Annotated in this window: 12 protein-coding genes; 7 read left to right on the forward strand and 5 right to left on the reverse strand. The window is 59.9% G+C overall.

What is annotated here, in order from left to right; all coding sequences use genetic code 11:
- Positions 1–13 precede the first annotated feature (13 nt).
- The gene (locus ACSFB7_RS37220) at positions 14–385 is read right to left on the reverse strand and encodes a GFA family protein (RefSeq protein ID WP_435477356.1); all 372 of its coding nucleotides are present in this window, start codon (positions 383–385) and stop codon (positions 14–16) included.
- A gap of 20 nt (positions 386–405) precedes the next feature.
- Positions 406–1,110: a DUF899 family protein gene (locus ACSFB7_RS37225; protein ID WP_435477357.1), complete on the reverse strand. Its 705-nt coding sequence runs from the start codon at positions 1,108–1,110 to the stop codon at positions 406–408.
- A 533-nt stretch (positions 1,111–1,643) separates the two neighbouring features.
- Between ACSFB7_RS37225 and ACSFB7_RS37230 the strand changes: the two genes are divergently transcribed.
- Positions 1,644–2,018: a nuclear transport factor 2 family protein gene (locus ACSFB7_RS37230; RefSeq protein WP_435477358.1), complete on the forward strand. Its 375-nt coding sequence runs from the start codon at positions 1,644–1,646 to the stop codon at positions 2,016–2,018.
- Between the two features lie 86 nt (positions 2,019–2,104).
- Here the strand turns inward: ACSFB7_RS37230 and ACSFB7_RS37235 are convergent, their stop codons facing one another.
- Positions 2,105–2,815, reverse strand: a complete 711-nt coding sequence (locus ACSFB7_RS37235) for a malonic semialdehyde reductase (protein ID WP_435477359.1) — start codon at positions 2,813–2,815, stop codon at positions 2,105–2,107.
- Positions 2,816–2,883: 68 nt separating this feature from the next.
- Between ACSFB7_RS37235 and ACSFB7_RS37240 the strand changes: the two genes are divergently transcribed.
- Positions 2,884–3,147 carry a hypothetical protein gene (locus tag ACSFB7_RS37240; RefSeq protein WP_435477360.1) on the forward strand — a complete coding sequence of 88 codons (264 nt, stop codon included), beginning with the start codon at positions 2,884–2,886 and terminating at the stop codon, positions 3,145–3,147.
- Positions 3,148–3,189: 42 nt separating this feature from the next.
- Here the strand turns inward: ACSFB7_RS37240 and ACSFB7_RS37245 are convergent, their stop codons facing one another.
- Positions 3,190–4,902 (reverse strand): phage integrase family protein, encoded by a 1,713-nt coding sequence (locus ACSFB7_RS37245; RefSeq protein ID WP_435477369.1) that lies wholly within the window; start codon positions 4,900–4,902, stop codon positions 3,190–3,192.
- Between the two features lie 1,264 nt (positions 4,903–6,166).
- A complete protein-coding gene (locus ACSFB7_RS37250; protein ID WP_435477361.1) occupies positions 6,167–6,412 on the reverse strand; it encodes a helix-turn-helix domain-containing protein in 246 nt (81 codons plus the stop codon).
- A 65-nt stretch (positions 6,413–6,477) separates the two neighbouring features.
- On the opposite strand from ACSFB7_RS37250, the gene ACSFB7_RS37255 reads away from it, so the two are divergent.
- The 5 genes from ACSFB7_RS37255 to ACSFB7_RS37275 all read left to right on the forward strand — a co-directional run bounded on the left by ACSFB7_RS37255 (position 6,478) and on the right by ACSFB7_RS37275 (position 10,538).
- Complete coding sequence (locus tag ACSFB7_RS37255) at positions 6,478–6,951, forward strand: hypothetical protein (RefSeq protein WP_435477362.1); 474 nt, start codon at positions 6,478–6,480, stop codon at positions 6,949–6,951.
- A 399-nt stretch (positions 6,952–7,350) separates the two neighbouring features.
- Entirely contained in the window at positions 7,351–7,575 is a 225-nt protein-coding gene (locus ACSFB7_RS37260) for a hypothetical protein (protein ID WP_435477363.1), read from the forward strand.
- 215 nt (positions 7,576–7,790) lie between these two features.
- Positions 7,791–8,495 (forward strand): hypothetical protein, encoded by a 705-nt coding sequence (locus ACSFB7_RS37265; protein ID WP_435477365.1) that lies wholly within the window; start codon positions 7,791–7,793, stop codon positions 8,493–8,495.
- On the forward strand, positions 8,467–9,825 hold the full coding sequence (locus ACSFB7_RS37270; RefSeq protein ID WP_435477366.1) for a DDE-type integrase/transposase/recombinase: 1,359 nt from the start codon (positions 8,467–8,469) through the stop codon (positions 9,823–9,825). Before ACSFB7_RS37265 ends, ACSFB7_RS37270 begins: the two co-directional genes overlap by 29 nt.
- On the forward strand, positions 9,822–10,538 hold the full coding sequence (locus ACSFB7_RS37275) for a hypothetical protein (RefSeq protein ID WP_435477367.1): 717 nt from the start codon (positions 9,822–9,824) through the stop codon (positions 10,536–10,538). The genes ACSFB7_RS37270 and ACSFB7_RS37275 overlap by 4 nt, the downstream gene beginning before the upstream one ends.
- Positions 10,539–10,808 lie beyond the last annotated feature (270 nt).

Here is a 10,808-nt window from a genome sequence, read left to right on the forward strand (position 1 = left end):
ATGCCGCCGACGACTACCAGAGGTGCTTTCCGTCGATCACGATGATCGAGGCGAGCGCCGCATCGAAATCGTCGAACAACCGGGCATTGACGCCGATACGCCGGCTGATGCCGTCCCATTTGCCATCGGCCTCGAAGGCGGGGCTGTCGCTGAAGGTGGCGCACCCGCAGTCAGGGCAGAAGTGATGCGCCACCTGTTTCGTTTGCCAGCGATAGACCGCATCGGTCGCTGGCGTGGTCACATGGAACTGGGCTGGTTCGCAGTACGCCAGCAAGGCGCCTCGCTTCGCGCAGAGCGAGCAGGTGCAGCGAGTGAGTTGCGTCGGGATTTCGGCGTCGATGCGAAACCCTGTCTTGCCGCAGTGGCAGCTACCGATGATCGCCATGGGTCGTTCTCCTTGCGCGCTCAGGACGCGTTCGCGTAGTCGAGCTTCGGGTACCAATCGGAACCGCGCCCTGCGGGGGTCAGGTCGAGAATGTTCCACAGGGGTGTCGGATCAGGCGCGCCCCGCGCGTCCTGCCCCGGATCGGCGGTACCGCCGAGTTCGGAACCCCAGAAGTGCCGCACCTGGCCATTGCGTTTGACCCACACGTCCAAGGCGGGCCACTCGCTGCCGTCGGGTGCCAAGCCGCGGTAGTCGCGCGCGAAGTCATCGCCGACCGATGCGTAGAACTTCAGGTTTTGCCAGCCGCGTTCACGCGCGAAGGCCAGTTGCCGCACTACCGGCGACCGACCGATCACCGCAATGGCAACGCGCTGCGAGATATCGCCGGAGGGAGTGTCGATGGAGCCCAGGAACGAGGTGCACATCGGGCACGGCCGCTCTCGCTCAGGGCCATACATCCAGAAGTAGGTGACCAACGTGTCGTGAACGCCAAACAGGTCCGTCAATCCAATCGTCTTGCCGGTGTCGTCGTTGAACTGGTAGTTTCGCGGCTCCCCGCCTAGCGGCAGCGCGCGACGCTGCGCGGCAACGCGCTCGATATGACGCCTGAGTTCAATCTCCTCGGCAAGAAGAGCGACACGTGCTTCGCGGTATTCGGCGCTGTCGTTTGGATACGGCTTGCTCGCCGCAACGCTCAACTCGGTGGCAGATTTCTGCGTGGTCATCGAAAACTCCTTGCGTCGTGATCCAAGTGGCATGAATCTGGTCGAATGGTCTTCCCTGTGCGTTGGGCCGGGACCAGTGATGCGCCCACGCCGGCGTAGGACGTCGACTTCTGCGGTCAGCCCCTCGCGAACTGCACGCGAAGCTCGAGCTGAAGCGCTGCGTATTCGCGATTGCCAAGAGCACCGCAGTCAGCGCGCGGCCTTCAGGTGCCTCACAGCGGGCTTGCCTTTCATGCTCTCCACGTGGAACCGGACCTTTTCGCCAAGCTTGATCGGGCCGAAAATTTCCTAGCCGGACGCGCAGGTACACCGACGCACAGGACTGACAGCAAACGTTGGGCAACCAGGCAGCGCATCCGGGTCTGTTGGACAACGAACAGACCGGAATGCGCTGCCTTGATAACTTCATATCGCGCAAGACACCGTGAATTGATTCCTTGGCATTGGCAAATCGTCGATGCGCGGATTGGTGCCTTTCGAGTTCCAACGCGGTCAGGCGTTGCTTACCCTCGACTCGGAGCAAGGAGATGAACATGACGAATGATGCGGAGGCGATCGCCCGTGCGGTCTATGAAGCGTATGTCAAGAAGGACTGCGCTGCGATCGAGGCGCTGATCGCCGACGATTTTCACTTCACCAGCCCACTCGACAACCGGATTGACCGGACGACCTATTTCGCTCGCTGCTGGCCCAACAGCGAAACCACCGAAGGGTTCGAGTTCGTGCATTTCACACCCGTCGGCGAGCGTGTGTTTGTCACTTATGAGGCGCGAAGCGCTGGCGACCGGCATTTTCGCAACACCGAGATTCTTACGCTACGAGGATCCCGGATCGTCGAGATCGAGGTCTACTTCGGGTGGGACCTGCCACATAAGGCGCCGGCCGGCGGCTTCCTCGACAAGGCTTGACTAGCATGAGGCCGCGTGCCACTGCGTTCCTTGCAGCGGCCGCCACGTTCACGAGCGGGCGACCTGCCGATCCCCCTGCAAGAACGCTAGCGAATCGAGCAGGCGTCCAGAAATGAAAGCCTCGGAAGCCTCGGGAAAATCTTGCTCGCATCACCGTAGCCCAGGTTGCAGAGAAAGTTGACCTGCACGTCGCCGTCCGGAAAGAACAGTCGATTGACCGCCGCCTCGTCGAAGTCGGACATGGGCCCGCAGTCGAGCCCGAGTGCGCGTGCCGCGATCATCAAATGGGCTGCCTGCAGGCATCCGTTGCGAAATGCGGTGGTCCCGGCCAGCGCGGCATCGGCAGCGAATCCGTCAAAGATCGCCGGCCGGTGCGGAAACAACTGGGCCGCGCGACGAAAGAAGCGGGTGTCGTGCGCCAGCACTGCGGTCACGGGGGCCGACATCGCCCTTTCGACATTGCCGGGGCTCAAGGCGGGCAGCAGCTTCGCCTTGGCCTCCTGCGAGGCCAGGAAGACGACTTCGTGCTCCAGGTCTGGACGCGCGACGGCCGTTCGGTAGCTGAGCGCGAGGGCATCCGATGACCGGTGTCGTCGTTCCCTCGTACAGCGGGAGCGCGTATCGGCGCGGCGCTCGAAGCCATCTTGCAGCCAACAGCGAATCCGGCGCTGCGCGGTACTGTCATCGAACTCGCTCACGACGCGCTCGATACCCGCGATCCTGCAGATATCCTCGCCGTGCACGCCGCCGAGGGGTTCATAGCGCTCGAGCGGCCACCTACAGCGCCTGCCACGCATGTCCTACTGCAGGGCCCTCTGTCGCAGGGCACGCTCCTTCAAGGCGAACGAACCGAAGGAGCGATTGCATGAGCAAACCCACGCGTAAACACCCACCGAGTGAACCGGAAGATGCCGTGAAAGCTACAGGTGGCGGCGAGACCAAGGTCGAACAAGGCGGCGAGTCCGTACCCCGCCTGCCACATGAGCGCGACCAGTCGTCCGACAGCCAGGAAACCAAGGATGGCCGTCCGCCCGAGGTAGGACGCCAAGCTCTAAAGGACGTGGAGCGCGGTCTGGTCGACACCGACCGCGGCTTGGAGGCCGACCGGGCCTACAGCGATAAAGTCTGACACTGACGCCAGTCAACTGCTTGTTATGTCGGTGAGGTCGAATCAATCCGAGGAGAGGGCGCGTCGACTTAGCGGATCAACACCGAAAACTGCCTCCATCTGCCGTGCCCGCTTGACCTCGTCCCCATGCAGGTAGGTCGAGGTCGTCTGAATCGAGGCATGCCGCAAATTGTCGCGCACGGCAGTCAACTCGGCACCGCGCGCCAAGGCGTGCGTGGCATGGGTATGACGCATCCAATGCGGACTGGCGCGCCGTAGCTTTTCCGCCGTCACCGGGCTCTCCGTTTCGATGACATCGGCAACTTTCATGAAGAAGCGCCGCAGAATGCTCCACAGCCGCGCAGGCGTAATGCTAGCCGTGCTGTCGGGTTCAATGCTGCCGATCAAGCGGGTTCGCGAGTCCCATCGCGCCGGAGTGACTGGTAGTCGGCGTTGCATCAGATATCGGTCCAATGCGCCTCTTGCCAAGGGCGGCAGCGCCACTCTCGCGACTTTGTTGCCCTTGCCAACAAGATGCAGCCAATGGTCACCATGGCTGTCGACCTCGATCTGCCCCAGCGTAGCGTTCACCAGCTCGCTGATGCGCAAGCCTGTGGCGTACGCGAAATCGAGCACAAACCTCACTCGCTGTGCAGCCGTCGTTTCCCACTGGTGGCCCCATTCCAGCCCTTCGGCCACCGCTCGGATCGAAACCCATTCCCTCTCGCTGAAGACGCGCGCAGCGACCTGTAGTCCCGAATGCGAAACGCCACGCACCTTGATACCTGCGAACGGGTTGGCTAATGTATAGCGCTGCTGGATGAGCCAACGAAACATCGCCCCCGCCACTGACAGTGCATAAGCCGTAGACCGCGGCGACAGACCTCCGCTGAAAGGCCGCCAGTCGCTTGCCGTCCGAGGCCGTGCTGGTCCGACCCAGCGCCCGCGAGGCGCGGGGTTTCTTAAGAAAGCACGGTACATGATGGCATCCTCGGTCGTGAGCGACGACGCGGCCTTGCCACGCTCGACAACGGCCCAAAGAATCAATCGCTCGGCCTCCTTGCGATAAGCCCGTTGGGTCGCAACAGACTCGTGGAGCGCGAGCCAGGCCTGCACGGCCTCATAGTCGTTGTTTGCGCTCAGGGCGCAGGTGGCTGTAGGCGCTCGAAACTTCCCGCGTGAGCCATCGACATTGCTGGGCACACAGAGCATTTCCCATGGGACCACGTCAGGGTGTAGACCAAGCGGCACCAGTGCTCTTGCGCGCTCGGTAAGTTCAGCGTGGGCCGCGAAGAAATTCTCGATCTGCCTGGCGCTTGTGGCCCCCAAATCGGGAATAGCAATCCACCAGCGACGCCGGCGCGGAATCCGCACTGTCAGATCGGCCAAGGTCTTGATGCCACGTGCCTTCAATGCGCGGGCCGCACGCGCCGGAAGCCACCGCTGGACGTCGTCTGTCACCAGCGGCTCGCACATCGGCAGGCACCGCAATACTTCGATTGCTTCGACAACTGCGCGGCCGCGCTGCTCGCGCTCTGCGGCTGGATGCTCTATCAGGCCGGCCAGATCTTCTCGATGCCGGGCCCTTGCGAAGCGGGCCAATTGACGCCGGATGTCACTGATCATGGTCCGTGAAGACTGCCCTTCTTCCTTGAGCTGAACAAGGTAATGCGCCACCGCGGCGCGGGCGCTCAGACCGGCGTACCAAGCGCGCAGGGCTGCGAGTGCGCCCGCACCTGGGAATCCGTCACTCAGCAGTTCTTGCCCCATTTTCACAGCCGGCACATTTTTCATGCTGCCACTTTATCGATGAAATGCTACTATTGTGATAATAAGAATTATCTTAATAGCACGATTTTTCATGAATGAATTTGAGGCCGTACGGCCGGCCTTCACCCCAGCGCGGCGTCCATGGGCCTCTGCGGTGGGGTGTCGATGTCGATTTTCATTGGGGTTGGAATTTTTTCACTCGGAATGGAATTGCAATTCCTGAGAAATCAATGACTTAGGCTGTTGATTTTCATGGAATCCTGACCCAGCCAAGTGGATCACTTCCGGATGGAAATCAACAGGTTGCCTTCAACGGGATGCGGGGGGTTCCCTACCGCAGCTCGACATCAGCGAAGACGTGAAATGGAAGAACCGCATCTGCCAGGTGAAGACTGCGCGCCCGAAGATCCGGCTCGCTCGTAGCTGGACAACGCCAGCGAGATGTGCCTCACGGACTGCTCAATACAGCCGTTTACGACGAAAAAATCCGCAGCCAAAAAGACAACGGCCGCCCGTTTGAAGGGGCGGCCGTCGCATGCGAGGCTCTCTTGGCGCTTGTGGCTTCTGCGCTATTCCACTCCAGGTGGAACCCGTTGCCGGGCGGCGCCATCCCCATTTTTCTCGCCGAGCGAAGATGACCTTGGGTCCGCATTAATAGTCATCTTGACGGCTATGTCAACTAGCGCTTGGCATAGCAGACCGTGCCCGTCTCACGGGTAAATTGAGCGTGCAGGTGCTATGCCACCTCGATGCGGCGCCCTTAGCGCCTCGAATCGAATAGCGTGCTTGCAACGAGGCATTAAAACTCCGGTCGTCGCTCATAGGACATTTTTTGGTGTGCGATCGCGCTCCATTGACAGCCCGCCACGAACGACGACCATCTGCGCACCCCTCCGCCTTTGTGGCGTCACTAAGTTGACTTCTGCTTAGGAAAAAAACTGCCCCAGGACGGTTTTTTCATGCTTGGATGATTCGTGGGGGCTGCCGCGAGCAAGACTCAATCGCCCGCACCAAAGGCTTGAACCTCTCCATCAGAAGTACGGTGGGTAAAAGACGGCAAACGAGCAGATTGCGTTGCCGCCCAATTTTGGCGGCGGACCTGCCGCCCAGTGAGCGTGGCCCCAAAGTACTGGAAGAAGGGGCCCTAGCCTCCGTCTATTACCCACCCGATGCTGCTCACTTCGCTTCGCCGTCCGTCGAATACACACCCGAGGAGCCGGTTAGCCTTTCGGTCAGTCTGAGACCGCCGCATGGCACATTCGAAATCTGACTACAGACCCGCTTCGGCGGATAGCTGCGCAACCGACACCCCAATGCCTTTGGCAATACAGAGTACGGCCATGATGCTCGGGTTTTGTGTGCCTCGTTCGACGCTGCTCATGTAAGAGCGATCCACCTGGCTTCGATGGGCCAGTTCCTCCTGCGAGATGCCGCGAGCCTTGCGCATGGATCTGATCGCCGCTCCAAGCGCAACAAGCGCGGGATCGCGCGCATATTTTGGAGATGGGGCCGGCATGGACAAAATGGTCCAGCCATGCGTACTATTGCACCACGGACGATCTTCCACATACGGACTTTCTCATGCTGCAGGTAGACCAGCGGTTCGAAATTGCGGTGCCCCCATTTCCTGGTTTTGAAGAGCCGCATGTGCACGCGTTCCCGTGGGTCGAGCACTGCCTGAACGGGCCCCTTTGGTATGCGGAGGTTTTGCCTCCGCCGGCGGAGGACGGCAGCCAGTTCTGGAGCCGGTTTCTCGTGACGCGAATTGACAATCTGGTCGAGATCCTGCGCGGGCGACACTGGCAGGAGTCCCGTCTGTACGCGTTGCTTCCAGCCTACATGACCGGAGAGAGCGAACCGGCGTTCACTCGATGTACATCCTTGTGGCGATGCCGCGCCCTCAAGGGCCAGCAGCAAGCATCTTGGTTGTTCGAGACTGAGCAGGGCACCTATCTGGAGCCTGCCGCCGGGCTGGAGCTCGTTGACGTTGTGCGGGTGCGTCAGCACTGGCGGGACACGCGCGCCGAGGAAATCCGCCTTCATCGCGGGCTGTGAGGGCAACAGGGATCCCTTGCCTGCCCGCGCTGCGGGGTGCCGCGTTCGTGATGAACATCGTTGGCAGTCGCTTCAGTTTCTAGACAACTTGAGCCCTTCGCACACTGCATTTTTTTCGAGCAACGCAATGCATGATTACCGATGCAACGACAACTCAAGCTTCAACCAAAATAACAATTTAATAGACAACCAAAAAAAATCCAACCAACAAACCAGATTCACCGATGAATTCTTAGGTGACCTCGATGGCTTGGAGGTTCATCTATTTTTTGATTGACTTTTCAGGAGTGAAGCTTACGATGCGGTCGAAATTCTGAATCCAACGGCAACAATCAGAATCCAATAGTCTCTATGGCACCTAATATTCATGAATTTCTTTGGACCCACTATGGGCCGATCATGGACGCCAAAGCCATTTGCGAGGTATTGCACTACCCGACCATGACCGCATTAAAAACGGCGCGCCAACGAGGCATCCTGCCTTTTTCACCTATCACGATCGAGCATAGGCGCGGTGTTTTCGCGATGACCAATGAAATTGCGGAGGTGCTCGAGCGGATCGAGCGGGAAAGAACACTGGCTGCGGCCCCAGAAAAGCGTGCCACAGAAGACAGCACCACCTGAACAAATCAATTCGGAGGCACCATCATGAAATAAAAAACGCCATCTAACCGCGAAGGGCTAGACGGCGTTAGTCCGTCGCTTTACTGACGGGCCTTGGACGGGCACTTTCAGTATCGCATTCGGCAAACCATCAAGTCAAGCCTGGAGCCAATTCGGTGGACGCTTTCGAGCGTCCCGCCGTAGTCTTCTTTTGCTGTTTGATTTATGGAGGTCGTATGACGACATCTCTCCAGGGTCGATTTGCCCAATTGGTGGGGCAAGATCCGTCCTCTCACCCGCGATGCGTGATCACGCGAGGCGGCAGTCGGGTACGGGGCATATTTCCGTCCACCCGCTTCAACATCCCTATGCATTGGGAATCAGGCCTCCAGTGGGACCTCGTGTACCGGCTTGAGGCTTCTTGGCTGGTGGCGGACGCCTGCACCCGGCCCACGACGATGAATGTGCCGCTGGAAGACGGCACGCACTTTGGCCACACCCCGCACGCTGTTGCGATGAAGCACGACGGTCAACTCGTCTGCATTGAATGCATCGCGTCAAAACACGTGACGCAAGCGCAACTCCAAGGGCGCCATACCGCCATCCGGTGGCATCTGGCGGAAATTGGCGTGCTGTTTTTTGTTGTCACTGAGGCACAGCTAGACCGTCCCTTCGCGCGACGCAATGCCCGAATGCTCACGCAGGCGTTGCGCACCGCCCGCTCAAGCGAGCGCGACACCCAAGACTACATGCAACTGGTCAAGAGCAAGCCAGCGATTTTGGCTGATCTTGATGCACTGCTGGGACCCACTTCGTCCCTGCGCATGCTCGCGCTAGGCCATGTCTATGCCGACATGCACCAGCCTTTGGCTGCCGATACGCCATTGACCTATACCCTCGAGGAGCGCTTCGATGCAGCTGACTTCATTCACGCCCAATAAGCAGTTCAGGATGTTCCAAAAGGTCGTCACGATCCGCTCGATCATCGACGCCGATCGAGTGATGCTGGCCGACGAAGAGGGCAACGAGCGTCTTTGGGAAGTTGCAACCCTCTACATTCACTACAGATCGGGCAACCTGACGGGAATAAAGAGCGCGAGGCGCCAGACGCAGGAGCGCAAGGTCGCCGTGGCAATCCGCCTGGCCGCCGATGTCAGCGAAGCGGCCAAGCTACAGGGCTACGCGCGAGAGCAGTACCTGGCGGCCATCGAGCGCGAGGGGCTCAGCCTGCGCCGGCGCAGCGAGCCGCTGCGCGCGGTGCTCGAGGCGGTGCGCCAGACGCTCGGCCAAGCGCGCGCGCCTTCCATTCCTACCCTGAATCGCTGGCGAGTCCAGGTCAGATCGCAAGGCGGGGATCCTGCCGCGTTCATGCCGTACTTCGAACGCCGCGGTGCGCCCGGAAAACAGCGCATGTCGCCCGAAGTGACGCAAGCGCTCAACACCGTGCTAGACAACTTCTACCTGACGACCGAGCGCTGCTCGATCAACTCCGCGTACCAGGTTTTCGAAGGAGAGCTTCTTGAGAAGAACCAGTGGCGTCCCAAGGAAAAGCTCCTGAAAATCCCTTCGTACTCGACCTTTGTGCGGTGCCTGCACCGGCGTCCCGGTTTCGAGGTCACTTCTGCGCGGGAAGGCGCCGCTCATGCGCTCTCCGTTTTTCGCTCAACAGCCAGGAACACCGAGCTGTATGGGCTTAACGAATGTTGGGAGATCGACCATACAACGCTCGACTTGTACGTCGTGGACGAGGCGACGGGCTTGGTATTGGGTCGCCCTCGGCTTACCGTGATCATCGAACACTTCAGCCGTTCGATCATGGGGTTCGATGTGGGATTCGGCGGCAACTCATCGCAAGCTGTGCTGGATTGCCTTAGGCACGCCATTCTTCCAAAGGCCTACCTGCGAGAAAAGTACCCGGAGGTGCAAGGTGACTGGCCCTGCCACGGCGTTCCCATGGTCCTGAAGTGCGACAACGGCCCGGAATTTCATTCTCATTCGCTCAAGCAGGCGTGCCTCGAACTCGGCATCGATCTGCAGTATTGCCCGGTCAAGGAGCCTTGGTACAAGGGCCGCATCGAGCGGTTCTTCCGAACCTTGAACGAGTCGGCGCTTACGGGCCTGCCAGGCGCCACCGGCTCGCACTTTTACAAGCGTCCAAAGGATAGCGACCCGGCTAAGGCCGCGGTGATCGACCTCCACGAACTGCAAAAACGCCTCCACATCTGGATCGTCGACTTCTACATGACCCGCAATCACAGGGGGCTGGCATGAGTCCGCACGAGCTGTGGCGCAGTGCGTCGGCCGCAACCTCCATCCGGTTTCCCACGGACCCGAGCGAGTTGGATGTCGTTTGTTCGGATGCTGTCACCTGCAACCTGACAACCAAGGGCATCGAGCTGGACAACTGCATGTTCAACAGCGACCATCTACAAGCCATCCTGCGTCAAACGCCGAGAGAGCCTAACTCAAAGGCCGTGAGCATGTCAGTTCAAGTTCGTCTGAACCGATCGCTCATGGCGTTCATCTGGGTGATGGATCCGCGCTCCAAGGAGCGCCTTCAGGTGCCCAACACGGATCGGGTCAAGGCGACATTGAGCGCCTTCCAGGTCAAGCTGGCCTGCGCGCTGCAGCGCAAGGCAGGCGACCATGGCCAGAAGATCACGATCTCCCAAGCGATCAAAAGAGCACGCGACTCTGCACGTGCCCTCGAAAATGCCAAGACGCAGAGCGCCAGGCGCAACGTGCTCAAACTGATGGGCCTGCCCGACGAAGAGTCGAGCGCAACAACCGATGCGTCGTCATCGGCGTCAGCCCGCCGTAAATCCTCAAGCAAGCGCTCAACCGGCACCAACAAGAGATCGACCATAGGCGCACTGCCCGGCCCCCTCGAACGACCGCCAACGCGCTCGCACGGCGAAGAGGACATCCCTTCCTTCACTACGGTAGTGCGCGCACCCCAAACCTTGGTTGGGCACGAACCATGATCTGTATCGAGACTGCCGCGTTCCAAGAAGCTATGGAACGTTTAGCCGACTGCCATGCCGACAGCGGCGTCGACGACGACCCTCAAAGCATGCGGTTGCTGGGGGTATCGGGTGTGGGGAAATCATTCCTTTTCAAGGAATATTGTCTTCGTCTGTTAGCGCCAGTGCAATCGTGATCAGCGGTGCCAATCGAACATTGACCAGGGGCTGGAGCTGGTTCCGCTAGGAGCCAACTGTGAATAACTATAGGTTGGATGCCTCGGTGGGTCC

The sequence above is a fragment of the Variovorax raffinosi genome (genome assembly GCF_051216615.1).
GTDB lineage: Bacteria > Pseudomonadota > Gammaproteobacteria > Burkholderiales > Burkholderiaceae_C > Variovorax.

What these genes read in the sequence shown, in the direction of transcription:
- ACSFB7_RS37250 (WP_435477361.1), bottom strand. Translation starts at nt 6,412, where the DNA reads ATGCCGGCCCCATCTCCAAAATATGCGCGCGATCCCGCGCTTGTTGCG.
- ACSFB7_RS37255 (WP_435477362.1), top strand. Translation starts at nt 6,478, where the DNA reads ATGCTGCAGGTAGACCAGCGGTTCGAAATTGCGGTGCCCCCATTTCCT.
- ACSFB7_RS37265 (WP_435477365.1), top strand. Translation starts at nt 7,791, where the DNA reads ATGACGACATCTCTCCAGGGTCGATTTGCCCAATTGGTGGGGCAAGAT.
- ACSFB7_RS37240 (WP_435477360.1), top strand. Translation starts at nt 2,884, where the DNA reads ATGAGCAAACCCACGCGTAAACACCCACCGAGTGAACCGGAAGATGCC.
- ACSFB7_RS37225 (WP_435477357.1), bottom strand. Translation starts at nt 1,110, where the DNA reads ATGACCACGCAGAAATCTGCCACCGAGTTGAGCGTTGCGGCGAGCAAG.
- ACSFB7_RS37270 (WP_435477366.1), top strand. Translation starts at nt 8,467, where the DNA reads ATGCAGCTGACTTCATTCACGCCCAATAAGCAGTTCAGGATGTTCCAA.
- ACSFB7_RS37220 (WP_435477356.1), bottom strand. Translation starts at nt 385, where the DNA reads ATGGCGATCATCGGTAGCTGCCACTGCGGCAAGACAGGGTTTCGCATC.
- ACSFB7_RS37275 (WP_435477367.1), top strand. Translation starts at nt 9,822, where the DNA reads ATGAGTCCGCACGAGCTGTGGCGCAGTGCGTCGGCCGCAACCTCCATC.
- ACSFB7_RS37235 (WP_435477359.1), bottom strand. Translation starts at nt 2,815, where the DNA reads ATGCGTGGCAGGCGCTGTAGGTGGCCGCTCGAGCGCTATGAACCCCTC.
- ACSFB7_RS37230 (WP_435477358.1), top strand. Translation starts at nt 1,644, where the DNA reads ATGACGAATGATGCGGAGGCGATCGCCCGTGCGGTCTATGAAGCGTAT.
- ACSFB7_RS37260 (WP_435477363.1), top strand. Translation starts at nt 7,351, where the DNA reads ATGGACGCCAAAGCCATTTGCGAGGTATTGCACTACCCGACCATGACC.